We start from the raw sequence: 22225 nt of genomic DNA on the forward strand, positions 1-22225 counted from the left end.
GAACCACTGAAAATTTATCCAGCGTTTCTTGCGCCCGAAGAATCATGATTAGTACCGAACTCAAAACCCAGATCCAGGGCGCTTACTCGCGTTTTCTCGAATCCAAGAGCCTCAAGCCACGTTACGGTCAGCGGTTGATGATCGCTGAAGTGGCGAAAGTGCTGGGCGATATCGACACCGACGAAGAAAACCACCGCAGTGGCGACCCGGCTGTGGTCGCCGTTGAGGCGGGCACCGGTACCGGTAAAACCGTGGCTTACTGCCTGGCAGCGATTCCTGTGGCCAAGGCTGCAGGCAAGCGGCTGGTAGTTGCCACGGCGACCGTCGCGCTGCAAGAACAGATCGTCTACAAGGACCTTCCCGACCTGATGCGTAACAGCGGGCTGAATTTCAGCTTTGCGCTGGCCAAAGGTCGTGGGCGCTATATGTGCCTGTCCAAACTCGACATGCTGCTGCAAGAGGGCCACGCGCAAACCGCGACGGCGCAGCTGTTTGAAGAGGAAGGCTTCAAGATTGAAGTCGATGAGGCCAGCCAGAAGCTGTTTACCAGCATGATCGAGAAGCTGGCCGGCAACAAATGGGACGGCGACCGCGACAGCTGGCCCCAGGCACTTGAAGATCAGGACTGGGCGCGTCTGACCACCGATCACAGTCAATGCACCAACCGTCACTGCCCCAACTTCGGCCAGTGTGCCTTCTACAAGGCCCGTGAAGGCATGAGCAAGGTGGACGTGATCGTCACCAACCACGACATGGTGCTGGCGGACCTCGCCCTGGGCGGCGGCGCGGTGTTGCCTGACCCGCGTGACACGGTCTACGTGTTCGACGAAGGCCATCACCTGCCTGACAAGGCCATTGGCCATTTCGCCCATTACACCCGTTTGCGCTCTACGGCCGATTGGCTTGAGCAAACCGCCAAAAACCTCACCAAACTGCTTGCCCAGCATCCGTTGCCGGGCGATCTGGGGCGTTTGTTGGAGCAAGTTCCGGAGCTGGCCAAAGAGATCAAGGCCCAGCAACAGTTCATGTTCACAGCCTGTGAGCAAATTGCCGACTTTAAAGTAGGCGAAGAGCCTGAAGGCCGTGAGCGCCCGCGCCATCGCTTTATCGGCGGCTTGATTCCCGATCACATGCGTGAAATGGGCATCGAACTGAAAAAGGGCTTTTCGCGCCTGACCGATCTGTTCACCCGGCTGACCGAGATTCTCAAGGACGGCATGGACGGTGAGGTCAACATCGGCATCACCAGCAACCAGGCCGAAGAGTGGTATCCGCTGTTTGGCAGCCTGCTGTCCCGTGCCCAGGGCAACTGGGAGTTATGGACCGCGTTTACCGTCGAAGACCCTGAAGACAACCCGCCAATGGCTCGGTGGCTGACCTTGGCTGAAAGCGGTTCGCTGTTTGATATCGAAGTCAACGCGAGCCCCATCCTGGCTGCTGAAATGTTGCGCCGTAACCTGTGGAACGTGGCCTATGGGGTGCTCGTTACATCGGCTACCCTGACTGCGCTGGGCACTTTCGATCGATTCCGCATGCGTGCGGGTCTGCCAAAAACCGCTGTAACGGCGGTGGTGCCAAGCCCTTTCCATCACGCCGATGCAGGGGTGTTGCGAGTGCCGGACCTCAAGGCTGACCCGCGCGACGCCACAGCCCACACGGCGGCGATCATTCGCGAGCTGCCTGGTCTGGTCGAAGGCTCGCGGGGCACGCTGGTGCTGTTTTCATCGCGCAAGCAAATGCAGGACGTATTCGACGGCCTGGAGCGTGACTGGCGTAAACAGGTGTTTATCCAGGGCAACCTGTCCAAGCAGGAGACCCTCAACAAACACAAGGCGCGGGTCGATGGCGGAGACTCCAGCGTGCTGTTCGGGCTGGCCAGTTTCGCCGAGGGTGTGGACTTGCCCGGCGCCTACTGCGAACACGTAGTGATTGCCAAAATTCCGTTTTCGGTGCCGGATGATCCGGTCGAAGCGGCCTTGGCCGAGTGGATCGAAGCGCGGGGCGGCAATCCCTTCATGGAGATTTCGGTGCCCGACGCTTCGCTCAAGCTGGTACAGGCTTGCGGGCGTCTGCTGCGAACCGAACAGGACCGCGGCACCATCACTTTGCTGGATCGGCGACTGGTCACTCAGCGCTACGGCAAAGCGATTCTTAATGCACTGCCGCCATTCAGGCGCGAAATTTCTTAAGCGCGAGTCGGCGTTATCGTCGACTTTGCTGTCTATGCTTTGACTTTCACCACCTCACAGGTCCGTTTTCGGCCGTTTGGGAGAACCAGATCCATATGATTCGCCGTTCGCTGTCTGCTGTTTTTGCGTTGCTGGTTACGACCCCGTTACTGGCGGCGCCTGCTGGTCAACAAACCCTGTTCAATTTCGTTCGCCCGGCCGATGTAGTGCAAGTGGCAACCGTGGATGCGAGTTTGCCGCAATACAATGCGGAGCAAACGGCCGAAGGCGAAGTGCTGCGTCGTGTGATCTTTAACCCGGCTGCAGCGCCAAGCCTGCGTTTAACGCCGCAAACCGGGGTGTGGGACTGGTCGCAGTCGGGGATGATGACCCTGCGCATCCAGAACGCCATGAACTGGGCGCTCACTCTGGACGTGACCGTACAAAGCAGTAACGGCAAAACCCTGATCAGCCGCGTCGAACTGCCTGCAGGCCCGGCGCAGACGCTGTTGTTGCCATTGAAGGCCAATACGCCGCATAGCCAGGGCATGCGCGCTGGTCCGCCGATGCCGATGACAGTTGATGGTCAGCGCATTTTGCTGGCCAGCAGCCAGGGTGAAATTGATCTGAGCCAAGTGGTCTCGGTGAGCTTGTCGATACCGCAACCGACCGCCGCGCAAAGTATTCTGCTGGAGCGCTTTGGGGTGCAGGACGGCGATGGCGTGATCAAGGCCGTGTATGGCTCGATTGTCGACGGCTATGGCCAGTCGACCCGGGCCAAATGGCCTGAGCGTATTGCCAATGACGACCAGCTCAAGGCGGCGGCAGCCAAGGAACAGCAGCAAATCAAGGGTTGGCTGGCCAGCCGTGCTGACCAGGACAAGTTTGGCGGCTGGCTCAAGGGCCCGGCATTTGACGCGACTGGTTTCTTTCGTACCGAAAAACGCAATGGCCGCTGGAACCTGATCACTCCTGAAGGCCACCCGTTTTACTCGTTGGGCCTGAACTCAGTAACGGCCAGCGATAGCCAGACCTACGTTGCAGGGCGTGAATGGATGTTCACCGACTTGCCAAAGGACGGTACTGCACTGGCCGGCTATTACGGTGCCGGGAACAATAACAACGGTAATGGTGCCTCGCAGGGACGTGGTTTTAACGCTGGGCGCTGGTACAACTTCTATGGCGCCAACCTGCAACGGATCTATGGCGAGCCTTGCGTAACAGCCAAGACAGAACCAGGCAGTGACCCTGCCATTCCGTGTGCGCCGCAAGTCTTTGATGCCAAACGCTGGCAAACCCATACCCTGGATCGCCTGCAAGCCTGGGGGTTCAACACGATTGGTAACTGGAGCGACCCGCAACTGGGCCTCAATGATCGTGTGCCTTACACCTTGCCGTTGTCGATTGTTGGCGACTACACCAGCATCAGCACCGGTACTGACTGGTGGGGCGGCATGCCTGATCCGTTTGACCCGCGCTTTGCCATGGCCACCGAGCGTGCCGTGGCCATTGCCGCGCGTGACCATCGGGATGATCCCTGGTTGATTGGCTACTTTGCCGACAACGAACTGGCCTGGGCTGGCCCGGGAGATGACCCTAAGTCGCGTTATGCGCTGGCCTTTGGCACTCTGCGCATGACCACCGACGCACCGGCCAAGCGTGCATTTCTCAAGCAGTTACGCGACAAGTACCGCAACCAGCAAGGTCTGTCCAAGGCCTGGGGTGTCGATATTCCGGCGTGGGAACTGATGGAAGATCCGGGCTTCGAGGCGCCTTTGCCTAATGCCGAGCACCCGGAAATCGAAGCTGACTATAAGTACTTCCAAAAAGTTTTCGCCGACACCTACTTCAAGACCATTTCCGATTCGCTGAAATGGCATGCCCCGAATCACTTGCTGCTGGGCGGGCGCTTCGCCGTCAGCACCCCAGAAGCCGTAGAATCCTGTGCCAAGTACTGTGATGTCCTGAGTTTCAACTTCTATACCCTGCAACCGCAGGACGGCTACGACTTCGCCAAACTGCGCGAGTTGGACAAACCGGTGATGATTACCGAGTTCAACTTTGGTTCCCGCGACCGTGGCCCGTTCTGGGGGGGTGTGACCGAGGTGGCCAACGAAGATGCCCGTGGCCCGGCTTACAGTAAATTTCTCAAACAGGCCGTGGCTGAGCCATCGATTGTCGGCGTGCACTGGTTCCAGTATCTGGACCAGCCTGTAACCGGCCGCTTGCTGGATGGCGAGAACGGCCACTTCGGCATGATCGGCATTACCGACTTGCCGTTTACCGGCTTTGTTGACAGTGTGCGCAAGGCTAACCTGCAAGCTCTTGACCAGTTGAGCCAGGACGCAGCAAAAGCTCAGACCCAGGCTGAAAAAACAGTAAAAGCCCCGGTGCATGCCTCTGACGATGGCAGTGGCGGGAGCTCTGGCGCGGGACATGCTGGGGGGCACTCGGGTAAAGGTCACTAAGCCTGCAGCCATGCGTTATGGCTTGGGCACCAAAAAATCTGCAGCGCGGGGTCTACGCCTCGCTTTAAGCGGGATTTGTGCCCGGCAGGGTTTACCTTTTTCACAAAAAATCCACTCCGGTGCTGATACTTTGCGCGCCGACTCATCAGCGCACAAAAATTGTGCGCTCTGAGCTGTTTGCTCTGTTTCAAAATCTTACTGGTGCTGGAACAATGCACGCCTTGTAGAGCCATGCTTGATCCAGGAGGTGCGGGTGCAGATTCAGGGTTTTCACGACCTTAAGTTCGAAACAGTACGCGAAGCGTTTGCCGATCTTTTTAATGATCCGCAAGAGCGCGGCGCAGCACTGTGCATCCAGATCGGTGGCGAAACAGTACTCGACTTGTGGGCCGGTACGGCTGACAAGGACGGTGAGCAACCGTGGCATACAGACACTATTGCGAATCTGTTTTCCTGTACCAAAACCTTTACCGCTGTCACCGCGCTGCAATTGGTGGAAGAGGGCAAGCTGGAACTCGATGTTCCCGTGGCTCGCTACTGGCCTGAGTTTGCGGCTGCGGGCAAAGAATCCATCACGCTGCGCCAGTTGCTGAGCCATCGGGCCGGCTTGCCGGCGTTGCGTGAGTTAATGCCGCCTGCGGCGTTATATGAATGGCAGACCATGGTTGATGCGCTGGCCGCTGAAGCTCCTTGGTGGACGCCTGGCGAAGGTCACGGTTATGCCGCGATCACTTATGGCTGGCTGGTGGGCGAGTTGATTCGTCGTGCCGACGGTCGCAGTGCCGGTCAGTCGATCATGGCGCGCACAGCCCGGCCGCTGGGGCTGGACTTTCATGTCGGGCTGGCGGACGAGGAGTTTTACCGGGTGGCCCATATTGCTCGGAGCAAGGGCACTATGGGGGATGCGGCAGCGCAGCGTCTGTTGAAGGCGATGATGAACGAGCCGACATCCATGAGCACTCGGGCGTTCACTAATCCGCCCTCGATCATGACCAGCACCAATAAGCCGGAGTGGCGCCGGATGGAACAGCCTGCCGCCAATGGGCATGGCAATGCCCGTAGCCTGGCTGGTTTCTATAGTGGTTTGCTCGATGGCAGCCTGCTCGAAGCCGAGATGCTTGAGCAACTGACCCGCGAGCATAGCCTCGGCGAGGATAAAACCCTGCGCACCCAGACCCGTCTTGGACTGGGTTGCATGCTGGATCAGCCGACCGTGCCTAACGCGACCTTCGGCCTTGGTCCAAAGGCTTTTGGCCATCCTGGTGCGGGTGGGTCGATCGGCTTTGCCGACCCGGACCGAGAGGTAGCCTTTGGTTTTGTGACTAATACTCTGGGGCCTTATGTCTTGATGGACCCACGGGCGCAAAAGCTGGTGAGTGTCTTGGCTCAGTGCCTATAACAGGAGATTTGTAGGCCGTAGGTCGGAACTCTGTAGCTTTTCTGTTTTCAATACGTTTTTTATGTGGGCTTAGCGCCTCTTTATTCCTAATTCATTGTGTGGATATTCAATGTCATCTAATAAGACCCTCGCTCTGGCTCTTTGCCTGGCTATTACCGGTTGCGCACAAACTCCACAGAATGACGCCGAAGGCGGCCACAAATGGTGGCAGTTGGGTTCGTCCGACCAGGCGTCGACTCCAGCAGATAAAGGCGTCAGTGCTGCAGCCAAGCCAGCAGATACTAAAGTGACCCCGCCAGTTGCCAAGACTGCCGCGGCTCCAGCGCCAGTCGCCAAAACCGCTGCTGCCCCAGTGCCAGTTGCAAAAAATGCGGCTGCACCGGCAACCGTTGCCAAAGACAGCGGTTCTAGCTGGTGGCCTTTTGGTTCTGACTCCTCGAAAAAAGACGCCCCGGTTGAAAAGGCCAAAGTAGCGGACGTCGCCCCAGTTGCTGCAACCTCTACCAAGAACTGGTGGTGGCCGTTTGGTAGCGATGCCAAGGACTCCAAAGGCGCAACGGTTGGCGTGATCCCGATGCCGGATCCGAAAATCACCCAAGCCTGGTTGGATGAATACGAGCCACGCCTGCGTATCGCCATCAAAGACACCAACCTGCAATTGGAGCGTCGCGAGAACCTGCTGGTGATCGTGGCCGCGGCTGACAGCTCGTTCAAGGCTACCCGTCCGGATTTGCTGATGCCGTCGATGCTTGGCCCGTTCACCCGTGTGGCTAAAGTAGTTGAAGGCGATCCCAAGACTGCCGTACTGGTACTTGGCCATGCGGACTCCGCAGGCGCCATGGCTTCCAATACCCGTCTGAGCCTGGATCGTGCCAAGTCGGTCGCGGCGATCTTCCGCATGAGCGGTTTGCAAAGTAACCGTCTGACCTTGCGCGGCATGGGTTCCGTGATGCCGCGTGCAGCCAACGACAGCAATGAAGGCCGTGCGTTGAATCGCCGGGTTGAAATCCTTATGACCCCGCAAGCCACCATGGTCGCGCTGGTCAGCAAGTACAGCCAGCCAGCCCTGTCGCCAGCCGATCTGGTCGCGGTACAGCCTGCAGTGGCACCTTCGGTTGCCAAGAAGAAGGCAGCGGCACCGGCTAAAAAAGGCGTCGTAGCGAAAAAATCTGCACCGGCGAAAAAGGCGGCAAAGCCGGCTCCAGCCAAAAAGTCAGTAGTCGCTAAGGCCAAACCCGCTGCAGACAAGAAAGTGGCAGCCAACGATCAGGCCAAGAACTGATTGATTCAGGAAAGGATTGCGTCATGACTCAAACACTGGCCGATATGCGGCGTGATTACACTCGCGACGGGCTGACCGAGGCTCAGGCCCCGGAAGAGCCTTTTGCGCTGTTTCATCAGTGGTTCAACGACGCGGTCAACACCGAGCAGCCGCCGGTCGAAGCGAATGCCATGACCCTGGCAACAGTAGATGGTGAGGGGCGCCCGCATTGCCGGGTGCTCTTGCTCAAAGGTCTGGATGAACAGGGTTTTACCTTTTTCACCAATTACACCAGCGCCAAAGGCCAGCAGTTGGCTGAGCGTCCGTTCGCGGCAATGACCTTTTTCTGGCCAACCCTGGAGCGCCAGGTGCGTATCGAGGGGCAAGTGGTCAAGGTGACGCCGCAAGAGTCCGATGCTTATTATCAAGTGCGCCCCTTGGGTAGCCGGATCGGGGCCTGGGCCTCGCCGCAAAGCCAGGTGATTGCGGATCGGGACGAGCTGGTCGAGTTGCTTGAGGCCACGCAGGCGCGCTTCAGCGACACCCAACCGCATTGCCCGGAACACTGGGGTGGTTACCGGCTACTGCCGCAACGGATCGAGTTTTGGCAGGGCCGTCCAAGTCGTTTGCACGACCGTCTTAACTATCGAAGTGACGGCAGTATCTGGACGCGTGAGCGGCTGGCGCCCTGAAAGCGTAAGCTGCGCCGCACGCGCGCAGTGCAAAATGGCTGTTACAAGCTACGCTTTGCGCAAGTTTTGAAATGGAAGAAGGCTCTGTTTTTACTGTACAGGGCCTGAATAGAGCTTTTTTATCCGCGCTGAAACGTGACAGGTGACTGGCTGCGGAGTTTAATGAATCCCTGATCTTTTGGAGTTGATCCTATGCGTAAATCCGTTCTGTTAGTTGCAGCCTTCTCAACCATGACTGTCTTGTTGGGCGGCTGCACCTCCAGCTTGACCGGCGACACCTACTCGCGTGACGAAGCTCGACGTGTACAGACCGTTCGTATGGGTACTATCGTTGCCTTGCGTCCTGTACAAATCGAAGGCACCAAAACCCCAATCGGCGCCGCGACTGGTGCCATCGTGGGTGGTGTTGGCGGCAGCGCCATCGGCGGCGGTCGTGGCAGCATCGTGACAGCTGTTATCGGCGCAGTAGCCGGTGGCCTGTTGGGTTCGGCAGCCGAATCGGGTCTGACCAAGACCCAGGGTGTAGAAATCACCGTACGTGAAGACGACGGCAGCACCCGCGCTTATGTACAACAGGTTGAGCCGAACCAGGTATTCCGTACCGGCGAGCGCGTGCGGATCATGACCGTTGACGGTACTAGCCGCGTTACCCAGTAAATCGGGTTACAGCGCTAAAACAAAACCCCGGCCAGTGCGAACTGGCCGGGGTTTTTTTACGTCTCTAAAACGGCTCAGGACGAATGTTTGAACGCCTGATCTGCCCCGGATAGCGATATGGCTATGCGGTCCAGCAAACGTTCAGCCGTGTATTTAGGCAGGCAGTTGAACGCCAGCACCACTGCCAGCCCCATCACCAAAGCGGGCCGCGGGATGTTACTGATGTCGTGTTTTTTCAGGCTGAACAAAAATACACACGCGGCAACCGAGCCGATCAGGGCACCTGCTATGGCTTCTGGCAGTGGGTGGATGGTATGGGCCACGTAATTGATGGCGAACCACCAGGTCGCCAGCAACCCCGCCCCGAGCACAGGCCAGCGCAAGCGTTGATCGAGCTGTTGGCACAACAGGTTGAGCATCACGGTGAAGACCAGGCAGGCGTTCATCGCGTGGCCGCTGAAGACCGCAATGCCCAGATCATGCAGGCCAATGCCCCAGCCCTTGAACAGGATCTTGCTCACGCCCACGATCAGGTACGCAGACACCAGCACGCCCAACCACAAAAGAGCGATTTTTTTCGACGCGGCAGACCATAGCCAGGCAGCAATGACCAACGCTGCCGGAAACATCACGGTAATGCCCGCGTATTGCACGATCTGAAATTTTTCGGCCACGATTTTCTCTTTTGGCGGTTTACAAGCAACAAGGGCAACGCAGGTAATGTGCGTTGCCCTTATTGCGGTCCAGCCCGCTCCCACATTAAAGCAGGGTCACGCTACCGGTTGTTTACGGCTGAAGAACAGCGTCACGGAATAGCCGATCAACGCTGCCAGGATCGAGCCGGTCAGGATACCCATGCGGTCCATGCCCACATAGTCGCTGCTGCCCGCTACGAACGCCAGCGAGCCAACGAACAGGCTCATGGTAAAGCCGATGCCGCACAGAATGGCCACGCCAAGTACCTGGCCCCAGTTGGCCCCTGCTGGCAGTGTTGCCATGCCGATCTTGATGGCGATCCAGGTCAAGCCGAAGACACCTACGGTCTTACCGATCAGCAAGCCCGCAGCAATGCCCATCGGCACATGGCTGACGAAGCTGTGCATGCTGACGCCCGTCAAGGATACCCCGGCATTGGCGAATGCAAACAACGGCAGGATCGCATAAGCCACCCACGGGTGCAGCGCATGCTCGATGGTCAGTAACGGAGAGGGTTCGGAATTTTTGGTCCGCAGCGGGATACAGAACGCCAGGGTCACACCCGCCAGCGTGGCATGCACACCGCTTTTGAGTACGCAAACCCAGAGGATCAGACCGATGATCATATAAGGCGCGACCTTGATCACCCCCATGCGATTCATCGCAATCAGAGCTACCAGGCACGCGGCTGCCAGCATCAACGACACACCGGACAGTTCGCTGGAATAGAACACCGCAATCACGATGATTGCGCCCAGGTCATCGATGATCGCCAGGGTCATCAGAAACAGCTTGAGCGATACCGGCACACGTTTGCCGAGCAAGGCCAGCACGCCGAGGGCGAAGGCGATGTCGGTGGCCATGGGGATCGCCCAGCCACCGAGTGCGTCCGGGTAGTCCTTGTTGATGTACCAGTAGATCAGTGCCGGTACGACCATCCCGCCAATCGCGGCTGCACCGGGCAGCACGACTTGCGAGGGCTTGGACAGCTGGCCATCGAGGAGCTCGCGTTTGACCTCCAGGCCGATCAGCAGAAAGAACAAGGCCATCAGGCCATCGTTGATCCACAGCAGCGAAGGTTTGGCGATTTGCAGGGCGCCGATCTGTACCGCTACCGGTACGTCCAGAAAGGCCGTGTAGTAGTGGGAAAGCGGTGAGTTATTGATGATCAGAGCCAGAGCGGCCGCGGCAATCAACAGCAGACCGCTGGCAGCTTCCAACTGAAAGAAACGAGTGAAAGTGCTACGCAGAGGCAAGGTCGCTCTCCATCGATTAAGTAAAGGGTGCGACACCCTAACCTGTGGGGATAGTTGTTAAAACAAAAACTATATTCTTTTTTGTTATAAGCGGGAGCTTGATCTCACATCGCTAAAGAGCCTAGCAGTTGTGTGTCAAATTGAGTCTGTTTTGTGTCTGTAGCGGCCGTAGGAAATGCCTTAGGATTAGTTGTTCTTTACTGCACGCGCTGCTGTGCTTTCCCTTCTTGTTACCACCGAGCCACCCTCAATGAACCAAGATCGCCAGTGGGCCCGCGAAGCCATTCGTACGATTGAAGCGGATTTTCAGCGTTGCGCTGACACCCATCTGATTCCTGTGTCGCTGCCGGGGTTGCCGGGTATCGAGTTGTACTTCAAGGACGAATCTAGTCACCCCACGGGCAGCCTCAAGCATCGTCTGGCGCGCTCGCTGTTTTTGTATGCGCTGTGTAATGGCTGGCTAAAAGCCGGCTCCCCGGTCATTGAAGCTTCCAGCGGTTCAACGGCAGTGTCTGAAGCCTATTTTGCCAGGCTGCTGGGTTTGCCCTTTATTGCCGTGATGCCTGCCAGTACCTCGCCCGCGAAGATTGAGCAAATTGCCTTTTATGGCGGCCAAAGCCATCTGGTAGAAGATCCGACGCAAATTCACGCCGAGTCCGAGCGTCTCGCACTGGAGACCGGCGGCCATTTTATGGACCAGTTCACCTATGCCGAACGGGCCACGGACTGGCGGGCGAATAACAACATCGCCGAGTCAATCTTTCAGCAACTGCGCTTTGAGCGTCACCCAGAGCCGAGCTGGTTGATCTCCAGTCCGGGCACGGGCGGTACTACCGCGACGTTGGGGCGCTATGTGCGCTATCGCCAGCACCACACTCGCGTACTGTGCGCAGATGCCGAGCGTTCGGTGTTCTTCGACTACTACCTGAGTGGTGATGCCAATTTGCGTCTGGACTGCGGTTCACGTATCGAAGGTATTGGTCGGCCCAGGGTTGAGGCTTCGTTTTTGCCGAAAGTGATCGATGCGATGGTCAAGGTGCCAGATGCCTTGTCGCTGGCGGCCATGCATTATCTGGCGCAGCGCATGGGGCGGCGGGTCGGAGGGTCGAGCGGAACCAATCTGATCGGCGCACTGATCGCGGCGCACCATATGGTTGCGAGCGGCGAGAGCGGATCAATCGTGGCTATTTTGTGTGATGGCGGCGAACGTTATGCCACCACCTACTACGATGCGCAGTGGCTCAAGGCCCAGGGTTATGAGCTGGATGGCTTGATCGGCGCGGTCAAAGCCTGTGTGGAGCAGGGCGCGGCATTGCCTGCTGGAGTGTTGCGGGCGGGGATTTGAGGATGCTCTTGTAGCAGCTGCCGCAGGCTGCGTTCTGCGGCGAAGCCGTCGTAAAATCAGCGACCCCGACTTATCAGTTATACGCCGGGTTCAGGTTTTACGATTGCTTCGCAATCGAACGCAGCCTTAGGCAACTGCTACAAGTATTGAGCAAGCCTCGACTGGGCCTTACGCTTCGATGCCCAGAATGTCGCGAGCCACAGCTTCGGCAATCCGGATCCCGTCGACACCTGCCGACAGAATCCCGCCTGCGTAGCCTGCGCCTTCGCCTGCCGGGAACAAGCCCTTGACGTTAAGGCTTTGCATTGACGTGTCACGGGTCATGCGCAGCGGCGACGAGGTGCGGGTTTCGATCCCGGTCAGGATCGCGTCATGCATCGAGAAGCCTTTGATCTGCTTCTCGAACGCCGGCAAGGCTTCGCGGATGGCTTCAATGGCGAAGTCCGGCAGAGCCAGAGCCAAATCACCCAGGGATACACCCGGCTTGTAGGACGGCTCGACACTGCCCAGTGCCGTGGACGGCTTGCCGGCAATAAAGTCGCCGACCAGTTGCGCCGGAGCCTCGTAGTTGCTACCGCCCAGGACGTAGGCGTGGGCCTCCAGGCGTTCCTGCAGTTCGATCCCGGCCAATGGCCCGCCCGGGTAGTCTTCTGGCGTGATGCCGACCACGATGCCCGAGTTGGCATTGCGTTCGTTACGCGAGTACTGGCTCATGCCGTTGGTCACAACGCGACCCGGTTCGCTGGTGGCGGCAACCACGGTGCCACCAGGGCACATGCAGAAGCTGTAAACCGAGCGGCCGTTTTTGGCGTGGTGTACCAGTTTGTAATCGGCAGCGCCCAGCTTCGGGTGACCGGCGTACTTGCCCAGACGGGCGCTGTCGATCAGCGACTGCGGGTGTTCAATGCGGAAACCCACCGAGAACGGTTTGGCTTCCATGTACACGCCACGACCGTGGAGCATGCGGAATGTGTCACGGGCGCTGTGGCCCAGGGCCAGGACGACATGACGCGAGTTCAGTTGCTCACCGTCAGCCAAGACGACACCGGTCAGTTGACCGTCGTCGATCAGTACGTCAGTCACACGCTGTTGAAAGCGTACTTCGCCGCCCAGCGCAATGATTTGCTGGCGCATGTTCTCGACCACACCGGTCAGACGGAATGTACCGATATGCGGTTTGCTGACGTAGAGAATCTCGTCCGGTGCGCCGGCTTTGACAAACTCGTGCAGCACTTTGCGGCCGTGGTGTTTCGGGTCTTTGATCTGGCTATAGAGCTTGCCGTCCGAGAACGTGCCTGCGCCGCCTTCGCCAAACTGCACGTTGGACTCGGGGTTGAGCACGTTTTTGCGCCACAGGCCCCAAGTGTCCTTGGTACGTTGGCGAACTTCGGTGCCGCGTTCAAGAATGATCGGCTTGAAGCCCATTTGTGCCAGCAGCAGCCCGGCGAAAATACCGCAGGGGCCAAAGCCCACCACAATCGGGCGTTCGCTCAAATCCTGGGGGGCCTGGCCGACAACTTTGTAGCTGACGTCTGGCGCTGGATTGACGTTACGGTCGTCCGCGAACTTGATCAGCAGCGGTGCTTCATCGCGCACGCTCAGATCGATGGTGTAGATAAAGCACAATTCGGACGATTTTTTACGCGCATCGTAGCTGCGCTTGAACAAGGTGAAATCGAGCAGGTCATCACTTTCAATACCCAGGCGCTGCAGGATGGCAGGGCGCAGGTCTTCTTCGGGATGGTCGATCGGCAGCTTGAGTTCGGTAATTCGTAACATGACAGTGTCCAGTATCGGGGGGCCAGGTAAACCCTGGCAGAACCGCCAATTGTAAGCTGCTTCGAGGCAATATGCGGCAACAGTTGTCGGCTAGTCGTTACGCGCGCCACCGAAATAACCGCAACCGCGCTGGATCTGACCGTTGATCCGCAGCTCGGCACCCAGATGCTGCACGCTGCCGTTGCTACTGTCGGTGCAACGTTGTGGGGCAACCCACAGCTCGATGTGCTGGTTGTTGGCTTCAGTGGACAGGGAGAAACGGCCATCACCGACCTGTTCTTCAACGTACGGCAGAGCCAAGTCTGGCTGGCCTTCGCGTTTAAGCACCATACCCTTGCCCCCGGCCTGTATTTCCCACGCTGGGCCATTGCCGTTGGCGTGAACGGTCAGTTGCTTGAAGTTCGGGTCCTGGCAGGCGCTGTTGCTGCGCTCCAGGCGATAGAGCTGCTGCAGCTCGACCTCACCGTCAGTGCCGGGTGTCTGGCTGGCGACAAAGCGGCCGCGAATATCGGCGAACAACTTGCCCGGAGAATTGGGCATGTAAGACGCGTCTTGCACCAGGGTGGTATTGGCGCTGTCGCGTACGACGTAGCGCTGTTGGCCGACGCACGGTTGAAACACGAGCTGGTCATTGGAAGAAACCAGCTCACCTTGCAAGCGGGTCAGACCAGCGTTGGTGTCAGCAGGTTTGCTGTTAAGCAGTTGGCAGCCCGCAAACACGGGCAGCAGGGCAAACAAAACCAAGGGACGAACAGCACGCATCATTGGGACTCCTGACTGGAGCCGCCACGTTACTCAGGCTCGCCGTGCATCACAAGGGGGGAGGGTGGATGGGGAGGGTTTCTCGACCATGTGGGAGCGGCGGTGCGATGACTCCCACACGGGTTCATGGAGTCCAAACGTTGGGTTTTGGGTCAGCCGACTGGATAGGTTTGCCCGGTGTGCAGGCCTTCTACGCTTTTGGCGTAGGCCAGGGCCACATCGGCGCCCGCTACGGGCTTGAAGCCGCGAAAGTACGGCGCGTAGTGTTCCATTGCTTCTTCCAGCACTGTAGGGCTTACGGAGTTAACCCGCAGCCCGCGTGGCAACTCAATGGCGGCAGCTTTTACGAAACCGTCGAGTGCCGCGTTGACCAGTGCCGCCGAACTGCCTGTGCGGATCGGCTCACGGCTGATGACGCCACTGGTGAAAGTGAACGATGCACCATCGTTGGCAAACTCGCGACCGATCAACAGCAAGTTGACCTGGCCCATCAGTTTGTCCTGCAAGCCCAGGGCGAAATCTTTCTCGCTCATCTCCATGAGTGGCACAAAGCTGACATTGCCAGCCGCGCAGATCAGTGCATCGAAGCGTCCGGTTTGTTCGAACAGTTGGCGAATTGATGCGCTGTCGCTGATATCAACCTGAAAATCGCCGCTTTTGCGGCCTATGCGCACGATCTCGTGGCGCGGTGACAGTTCGCGATCAATAGCTGAACCAATCGTACCGTGAGCGCCAATCAACAGGATTTTCATGGTGTGTACCTTTATGGATGAGGTGAGCGCTCAGTCTAGGGGTGGTTTTTTAGCGCGATAAGCGCACTAATAGGCAACCTTTGGTTTTCATATGGAAACAATCCATGAGCGAAATGGATGACTTGGCGGCGTTTGCGGTATTGATCGACGCGGGCAGTTTTACTTTGGCCGCTCAGCAATTGGGTTGCAGCAAGGGACAACTGTCCAAGCGCATCAGTCAGTTGGAGGCACAGTTCTCAGTGGTGTTGCTGCACCGCACCACAAGGCGTTTGAGCCTGACGGCTGCGGGTGCAGCGTTATTGCCTCAGGCCCAGGCACTGGTCGTACAAGTGGAGCGTGCGCGTCAGGCATTGGCCCGACTCAAGGACGATATGGCTGGCCCGGTGCGTATGACCGTGCCTGTGTCTTTGGGCGAAACCTTTTTTGATTCGCTGCTGCTGGAGTTCTCCCGCGAGTACCCGCAGGTGCAAATCGAGCTTGAACTCAATAACAGTTACCGCGACATGGCGCGGGAGGGGTTTGATCTGGCGATCCGCTCGCAGGTTGCCAGCAACGAGCGACTGGTGGCCAAGCTGGTACTTAACTGGCACGAAATTACCTGCGCCAGCCCCGCGTATCTTGAGCAATACGGCGAACCAACCACGCCTCAGCAACTGGCCGAGCACCGTTGCCTGCTTAACAGTCACTACAGCGGTCGCGAAGAATGGCAGTACCACCGTCAGCATGAACTGCACCGGGTGCGGGTTTCGGGACCGTTTGCCAGCAATCACTACAGCTTGCTGAAAAAGGCCGCCGTGATCGGTGCTGGCATCGCCCGGCTACCCTCGTACATGCTCAGTACCGAATTGGCGGATGGGCGTTTATGCGGGTTGTTGCGTGACTATCAAACGCGTAGTAATCCCATGTATCTGGTTCACCCTTATCAGGGCGGCTTACCCAAACGCACCCAGGTATTGGCGGATTACCTAGTGGGTTGGTTTCAGCGCAGTGGTGAGGCCATTAACCAGCTTTAACCAAAACGCTGCCTTCAGGGCAAAAAAAACGGCCCCGAAGGGCCGTCCTGTATCGCAGGCAGGTTTAGCCGCCCAGATACGCGTCGCGCACTTTCGGATCGTTGAGCAATTGCTCGCCAGTGCCTTGCATGACCACACGGCCGTTTTCCAGCACGTAGGCTCGGTCAGCAATTTTCAGTGCCTGGTTGGCGTTTTGCTCCACCAGAAACACGGTTACGCCTTCATCTCGCAGTTGTTCGATGATGTCGAAAATCTGCTGGATAATGATTGGCGCCAACCCCAGTGACGGTTCATCAAGCAACAGCAGCTTGGGTTTGCTCATCAGCGCCCGGCCAATCGCGAGCATTTGCTGTTCGCCCCCGGACATGGTGCCGCCGCGCTGAATGAAGCGTTCCTTCAAGCGTGGGAACAAGTGCAGAACCTTGTCCATTTGCTCTTCGTACTCATGCTTCTCGGTAAAGAAACCGCCCATGGCGAGGTTCTCTTCCACGGTCAAGCGAGCAAATACCCTACGTCCTTCAGGTACAACGGCGATGCTTTTGCGCATGATCTGCGCCGAGGTCAACCCCACCAGCTCTTCGCCCATATAACGAATGCTGCCGCTGTGAGCTTGCGGCGAACCGCACAACGTCATCATCAGGGTTGATTTGCCAGCGCCGTTGGCGCCGATCAGGGTGACGATTTCGCCCTGGCGTACCTCGACATTGACGCTGTGCAGGGCCTGGATCTTGCCGTAAAAGGTCGAAACGTTTTCAAATTGCAGCATTTACGCTTCCCCCAAATAGGCTTTGATCACTTCAGGGTTGTCACGGATCTGTTCCGGCGTCCCGTCAGCCAAAGGTGTGCCCTGGTTGATCACCACGATATGGTCGGAAATGCTCATGACCAGTTTCATGTCGTGCTCAATCAACAGCACGGTGGCGTTATGCTCATTGCGCAAAATGCTGATCAGCGCTTTGAGGTCTTCGGTTTCCTTGGGGTTCAGGCCCGCTGCCGGTTCGTCGAGCATGAGGATGCGCGGACGCGTCATCATGCAACGGGCGATTTCCAGGCGTCGTTGTTGGCCATAGGCCAAGGTGCCCGCCGGGCGGTTGGCGAACTCGGTCAGGTTGACCTTGTCCAGCCAATACGCAGCGTAATCCATGGCATCGCGTTCGCTTTTACGGAACGACGGGGTTTTGAACAGGCCCGACAGGAAGTTGGTGTTGAGGTGACGATGCTGGGCAATCAGCAGGTTCTCAACGGCCGTCATGTCCTTGAACAATCGCACGTTCTGGAAGGTACGAACGACCCCTTTGCGCGCAATTTCATGGCCAGCCAACCCTTGAATAGGTTGGCCATCGAGCAGGATCGTGCCCGCCGACGGTTTGTAAAAACCGGTCAGGCAGTTGAACACGGTGGTCTTGCCGGCGCCGTTAGGGCCGATCATCGACACTACCTGTTTTTCCTTGACGGTCAGGGCCACGCCGTTCACCGCCAACAAGCCGCCAAAGCGCATGCTCAGGCCGCTGACTTTCAGTATCTCGCGGCTCATTTTCGCAGCTCCAGGTGAGGACGTTGCATTGGCAGCAGACCTTGCGGACGCCAGATCATCATCAGCACCATCAGGGCTCCGAACAGCAGCATCCGGTATTCGCTGAATTCACGCATCATTTCCGGCAACAGGATCATCACCACAGCTGCCAGGATGACACCCAGTTGCGAGCCCATACCGCCGAGTACCACGATGGCCAGAATGATCGCCGACTCAAGGAAGGTGAACGATTCCGGTGTTACCAGGCCTTGGCGTGCGGCAAAGAAGCTGCCAGCAAAACCTGCAAAAGTAGCACCCAAGGTGAAGGCTGACAGCTTGATAACTGTCGGATTCAAACCCAAGGCGCGACAGGCGATTTCGTCTTCACGCAGTGCTTCCCAGGCGCGACCGATTGGCATGCGCAGCAGGCGGTTGATCACGAACAACACCAACAGCACCAGCACCAGTGCGATCAGGTACAGGAAAATGACCTTGTTGATCGAGTTGTAGGCGATGCCAAAGTACTCGTGAAACGTTTGCATGCCTTCGGCGGCGGTTCTGTCGAAACTCAGACCGAACAGCGTTGGTTTCGGGATGTTGCTGATACCGTTTGGCCCACCGGTGATATCCGTCAGGTTACGCAGGAACAAACGGATGATTTCACCGAACCCCAGGGTCACGATAGCCAGATAGTCACCGCGTAAACGCAGCACCGGGAAGCCAAGCAGGAAGCCAAAGGTTGCCGCCATCAATCCAGCCAATGGCAGGCAGATCCAGAAGCTCAGCCCGAAGTAATGCGCGAGCAGCGCGTAGGTATAGGCACCCACGGCATAGAACCCGACATAACCCAGGTCGAGCAGACCCGCCAGGCCGACCACGATGTTCAGGCCCAGGCCGAGCATGACGTAGATCAGGATCAGCGTGGCAATGTCCACTGCACCGCGCGAACCGTAGAACGGCCAGATCAATGCAATGACCACCAGGCCCAGGATGATCCAGCGTTGAGTGCTGGGCAGGGTCAGGAAGTAGCTGGCCTTGGTAGGCACTTTCGGCAGGCTGGGTGAGTTCTTCCAGGCTGTGGTCAGTTGCTGGTTGAACAACACGCGCACAAACATCAGCAAGGAGCAGATCGCAATCACGCTCAGGGTGAAGGTGCTGGTGTTGTGAACTTCAATGTTGATCCCGACGATAGTCAGTTTCAGACCGAGTACCGGGTAGGCGACGGCCCAGACCAACAGGGCGCTGAAGAGCGCCGACTTAAGATTCCTAGTCATACTTTTTCAATCTCCGGACGCCCCAGAATGCCGGTCGGACGGAACAGAAGCACCAGCACCAGCAAGCCAAAAGCCACAACGTCTTTGTATTGGTCGCCGAAGATATCGGCACCAAAGGCTTCAGCCACACCGAGTACCAGGCCACCGAGCATCGCGCCAGGAATACTGCCGATCCCACCCAATACCGCAGCGGTAAAGGCTTTAAGGCCTACCAGGAAACCTGCGTTGGGGTTGATCACGCCGTACTGCACGCTGATCAGCACCGCAGCAACGGCTGCCAGGGCAGCACCGATCACGAAGGTCAGCGCAATCACGTTGTTGGTGTTGATACCCAGCAAGTTGGCCATTTTCATGTCTTCGGCACAGGCGCGGCAGGCGCGGCCCATACGTGAACGAGAAATGAAGATGGTCAGGCCGAGCATTGCGAGGAAGGTGACGACGAAGACCACAATTTGCATGTAGGAGACGATAACTTCGCTAGCGCCTCCTGGGCCAAAGGTGAAGCCGCCAGGGATCAGGTTGGGGATTGATTTGTCTTTTGAGTCTTGTGCCAGTAGTACGGTGTTTTGCAGGAAGATCGACATGCCGATGGCAGAAATCAGCGGAATAAGCCGATTACTGCCACGCAAGGGACGGTAGGCAACCCGTTCGATGCTGTAGCCGTAGGCGCTGGTAACCACAATGCTGGCGAGAAACGCGGCAGTCAGCAGAAGTGGCACGCTGTCCAGACCCATCATGGTCAAGCCGGCGATGGCGATAAACGCAATATAGGAACCAATCATGTACACCTCGCCGTGGGCGAAGTTGATCATTCCAATAATGCCGTAAACCATCGTATAGCCGATGGCGATCAGGGCATAAGTGCTGCCAACGTTGAGGCCGTTAACCAGCATTTGGAAGAAGTGATAGATGTCAGGCATTACAAAGCTCCTAAAAACCTGAGACGCATTTCACTGGTGGAGTCATTTTCCGGCCTGGGCTGTATGGGTTTTCACCCACTTTGAACACAGGTCTTCTGCCAGCGAACCGCTGGTGACGGTTTTAAAGATTTTCAGGTGGGCAGGCTTTCGGATCACGAAAGCGCGGCCCCATTTCCATGAACCGCCGGCCTTTAAAACAAAACCCACCGCGGGCGCAGTGGGCTTCGTTGTTAGGCCAGGACCAACCCTTACTGAGGGCTTACTTCAGTTTTAGGCTTACCGAAGTGCCATTCGTAAACTACGAATTTGAAATCTTCCACGTCGCCTTTGGCGTCAAACTTCAGGTTGCCGGTAGGCGTCTTGAAAGTACCTTTATGGATGGCTTCAGCAACTTTGGCCGGGTCTTCGCTTTTCGCTTGCTCGATACCGCCAGCAATGACTTCAACTGCTGCGTATGCCGGGAACACGAATGGACCGGTAGGGTCTTGTTTCTTGGCAGCAAAGGACTCAACCAGCGCCTTGTTGGCCGGGTCTGCATCAAATGCTTTTGGCAGAGTCACCAGCAGGCCTTCGGAAGCACCTTGAGCGATTTGCGAGATGGACTCGTTGCCCACGCCCTCAGGGCCCATGAACTTGGCGTTCAGGCCTTTTTCTTTGGCTTGGCGCAGGATCAGACCCAGCTCTGGGTGGTAGCCGCCGTAGTAGACGAAGTCGACGTTGGCTTGCTTGAGCTTGGCAATAACAGAGGAATAGTCTTTTTCGCCAGCGTTGACGCCTTCAAAGACTGCGACTTTCACGCCTTTGTCTTCCAGGGTCTTTTTAACGGCGGTAGCGATGCCTTCACCGTATTGCTGTTTGTCGTGCAATACCGCAACGATTTTCGGCTTCACGTGATCCGCGATGTAGTTACCGGCTGCAGGGCCTTGGGCGCTGTCCAGACCGATAGTACGGAAAATCATCTTGTAACCGCGAGCGGTGATTTCCGGGCCGGTAGCGGCCGGGGTAATCATGATGATGCCTTCGTCTTCGTAAATGTCCGAAGCAGGCTGAGTGGAGCTGGAGCACAGGTGACCGACTACAAATTTAATACCGTCATTGACCACTTTGTTGGCAACGGCAACCGCTTGTTTCGGGTCGCAGGCGTCATCGTAGTCAACCGCTTCAAGCTTTTTGCCATCAACGCCGCCCTTGGCGTTGATTTGTTCGATAGCCATTTTTGCGCCAGCAAACTGCATGTCGCCGTACTGAGTCAGAGGCCCGGTTTTCGGACCCGCGATACCGATCTTGATGGTGTCTGCGGCAAATGAATGGCTGGCGAACCCGGCCAAAACCATAGCGGCAAACAGTTTAGTAATCTGCTTTGTAGCCATCTTTATTGGTGCTCCACTCTTATGTTGTAATTTTTATAGTCCTGGAAGCCAAGGCAGCCGGACCGGGTTTTCTTGTAACGAAATTCCCGGTCAATCCCCCCTGCAACTGTACCGGTACAGTGTAGAGCGCCGGTTCAGCGCTTGAATAGCGTACTGGCGGGGGAAAAAACAGGAAATGTCGCTTAAACGTAAGAAAAAGACAGAATGGCGGCGGATTAGGCTGTTGATAGTTATCAGAATGTTGCTAAATCAACGCACCAGTCCTTGGCCTTCTACTCTTTTCTCGCTTTTTTACCTGAAAAGCCGGGTTTTTCTACCGGGTGTGCGGCGTTATCATTGCGCCGATATTTTTCCCGGTGAATCCCATGAATCAAGAACCTAGCACCCTCTATGCCAAGCTGCTTGGCGAGACCTCAACTATTGAATGGAAAGCCCTGCAACCCTTCTTCGCCAAAGGTGATTTGTTGTGGGTTAAACCCGAGCTGGACTTGATCGAAGCGGCGCAGGCAGTGACTCAGGATGATGCAGAGAAAGTCTCGGCCTGGATGGCGTCCGGGGTGCTTGGCAAGATGACTGAGGAGCAGGCGCTAGACGTTCTTGAACGTGACCCGCAGCTATGGGCGGTGGTGGTTTCGCCTTGGGTTATGGTCCAGGAAAGGGCGCAAAAATAACCTCGCGCACCAAACGGGAGCATTTTTTTGCACTGAATTGAAGTGCCGGGAGTGTGTAGCTCAGTAACCCGGCTCTGAGTAGTGGCAATTTGCCGTGGAGAAACGCCACAGTTGGTACGGTGGCGTTTTTTTGTGCCTGCAATACAGATGCCCCGCTATGGGCACTTTGAGTGCAAAAGTGGCGCAATAGGGAGTCAAGGAAGGGAGTTGATAGTTGCGGGTATTGAGG

The 22225-nt window shown here is 57.2% G+C and carries 19 protein-coding genes; 9 read left to right on the top strand and 10 right to left on the bottom strand.

Annotation, left to right across the window (positions count from 1 at the left end; all coding sequences use genetic code 11):
• Positions 1-44 precede the first annotated feature (44 nt).
• From dinG to U5A05_RS05565, 6 genes are all read left to right on the top strand, one after another.
• Positions 45-2189, top strand: coding sequence for an ATP-dependent DNA helicase DinG (dinG, locus tag U5A05_RS05540; protein WP_261741153.1), 2145 nt, complete (start codon positions 45-47; stop codon positions 2187-2189).
• Between the two features lie 95 nt (positions 2190-2284).
• Complete coding sequence (locus tag U5A05_RS05545) at positions 2285-4636, top strand: beta-galactosidase (protein ID WP_321835911.1); 2352 nt, start codon at positions 2285-2287, stop codon at positions 4634-4636.
• A 253-nt stretch (positions 4637-4889) separates the two neighbouring features.
• Complete coding sequence (locus U5A05_RS05550; RefSeq protein WP_261741155.1) at positions 4890-6035, top strand: serine hydrolase domain-containing protein; 1146 nt, start codon at positions 4890-4892, stop codon at positions 6033-6035.
• 109 nt (positions 6036-6144) lie between these two features.
• Positions 6145-7317: an OmpA family protein gene (locus U5A05_RS05555; protein WP_261741156.1), complete on the top strand. Its 1173-nt coding sequence runs from the start codon at positions 6145-6147 to the stop codon at positions 7315-7317.
• A 23-nt stretch (positions 7318-7340) separates the two neighbouring features.
• Positions 7341-7988: a pyridoxamine 5'-phosphate oxidase gene (gene pdxH / locus U5A05_RS05560; RefSeq protein WP_321835912.1), complete on the top strand. Its 648-nt coding sequence runs from the start codon at positions 7341-7343 to the stop codon at positions 7986-7988.
• Between the two features lie 192 nt (positions 7989-8180).
• Positions 8181-8645 carry an outer membrane lipoprotein gene (locus tag U5A05_RS05565; protein WP_095002981.1) on the top strand — a complete coding sequence of 155 codons (465 nt, stop codon included), beginning with the start codon at positions 8181-8183 and terminating at the stop codon, positions 8643-8645.
• Positions 8646-8719: 74 nt separating this feature from the next.
• Here U5A05_RS05565 and U5A05_RS05570 read toward each other — a convergent pair whose 3' ends face one another.
• Both U5A05_RS05570 and nhaA read right to left on the bottom strand, forming a co-directional pair.
• On the bottom strand, positions 8720-9319 hold the full coding sequence (locus U5A05_RS05570; protein WP_261741158.1) for a hypothetical protein: 600 nt from the start codon (positions 9317-9319) through the stop codon (positions 8720-8722).
• 96 nt (positions 9320-9415) lie between these two features.
• On the bottom strand, positions 9416-10597 hold the full coding sequence (gene nhaA, locus U5A05_RS05575; RefSeq protein WP_261741159.1) for a Na+/H+ antiporter NhaA: 1182 nt from the start codon (positions 10595-10597) through the stop codon (positions 9416-9418).
• Positions 10598-10847: 250 nt separating this feature from the next.
• Here nhaA and U5A05_RS05580 point away from each other — a divergent pair, with 250 nt between their 5' ends.
• Entirely contained in the window at positions 10848-11942 is a 1095-nt protein-coding gene (locus U5A05_RS05580) for a PLP-dependent cysteine synthase family protein (protein WP_321835913.1), read from the top strand.
• Between the two features lie 168 nt (positions 11943-12110).
• Here the strand turns inward: U5A05_RS05580 and U5A05_RS05585 are convergent, their stop codons facing one another.
• From U5A05_RS05585 to U5A05_RS05595, 3 genes are all read right to left on the bottom strand, one after another.
• Complete coding sequence (locus U5A05_RS05585) at positions 12111-13721, bottom strand: NAD(P)/FAD-dependent oxidoreductase (protein WP_321835914.1); 1611 nt, start codon at positions 13719-13721, stop codon at positions 12111-12113.
• A gap of 90 nt (positions 13722-13811) precedes the next feature.
• Positions 13812-14483 carry a COG3650 family protein gene (locus tag U5A05_RS05590; RefSeq protein ID WP_261742382.1) on the bottom strand — a complete coding sequence of 224 codons (672 nt, stop codon included), beginning with the start codon at positions 14481-14483 and terminating at the stop codon, positions 13812-13814.
• A 152-nt stretch (positions 14484-14635) separates the two neighbouring features.
• Complete coding sequence (locus tag U5A05_RS05595; RefSeq protein WP_261741162.1) at positions 14636-15235, bottom strand: short chain dehydrogenase; 600 nt, start codon at positions 15233-15235, stop codon at positions 14636-14638.
• Positions 15236-15339: 104 nt separating this feature from the next.
• Between U5A05_RS05595 and U5A05_RS05600 the strand changes: the two genes are divergently transcribed.
• On the top strand, positions 15340-16248 hold the full coding sequence (locus U5A05_RS05600) for a LysR family transcriptional regulator (RefSeq protein WP_261741163.1): 909 nt from the start codon (positions 15340-15342) through the stop codon (positions 16246-16248).
• A gap of 64 nt (positions 16249-16312) precedes the next feature.
• Here the strand turns inward: U5A05_RS05600 and U5A05_RS05605 are convergent, their stop codons facing one another.
• From U5A05_RS05605 to U5A05_RS05625, 5 genes are all read right to left on the bottom strand, one after another.
• Positions 16313-17014: an ABC transporter ATP-binding protein gene (locus U5A05_RS05605; RefSeq protein ID WP_261741164.1), complete on the bottom strand. Its 702-nt coding sequence runs from the start codon at positions 17012-17014 to the stop codon at positions 16313-16315.
• Positions 17015-17782, bottom strand: coding sequence for a high-affinity branched-chain amino acid ABC transporter ATP-binding protein LivG (livG, locus tag U5A05_RS05610; RefSeq protein ID WP_261741165.1), 768 nt, complete (start codon positions 17780-17782; stop codon positions 17015-17017).
• Positions 17779-19035, bottom strand: coding sequence for a high-affinity branched-chain amino acid ABC transporter permease LivM (locus U5A05_RS05615; protein WP_261741166.1), 1257 nt, complete (start codon positions 19033-19035; stop codon positions 17779-17781). Before U5A05_RS05615 ends, livG begins: the two co-directional genes overlap by 4 nt.
• On the bottom strand, positions 19032-19955 hold the full coding sequence (gene livH / locus U5A05_RS05620; protein ID WP_261741167.1) for a high-affinity branched-chain amino acid ABC transporter permease LivH: 924 nt from the start codon (positions 19953-19955) through the stop codon (positions 19032-19034). Before livH ends, U5A05_RS05615 begins: the two co-directional genes overlap by 4 nt.
• A gap of 248 nt (positions 19956-20203) precedes the next feature.
• Positions 20204-21331 carry a branched-chain amino acid ABC transporter substrate-binding protein gene (locus tag U5A05_RS05625; RefSeq protein ID WP_261742383.1) on the bottom strand — a complete coding sequence of 376 codons (1128 nt, stop codon included), beginning with the start codon at positions 21329-21331 and terminating at the stop codon, positions 20204-20206.
• A 359-nt stretch (positions 21332-21690) separates the two neighbouring features.
• Between U5A05_RS05625 and U5A05_RS05630 the strand changes: the two genes are divergently transcribed.
• Complete coding sequence (locus U5A05_RS05630; protein WP_261741168.1) at positions 21691-21996, top strand: DUF2288 domain-containing protein; 306 nt, start codon at positions 21691-21693, stop codon at positions 21994-21996.
• The last annotated feature ends 229 nt before the right edge of the window (positions 21997-22225 follow it).

It is taken from the genome of Pseudomonas kulmbachensis (assembly GCF_963681935.1).
Taxonomy (GTDB): domain Bacteria; phylum Pseudomonadota; class Gammaproteobacteria; order Pseudomonadales; family Pseudomonadaceae; genus Aquipseudomonas; species Aquipseudomonas kulmbachensis.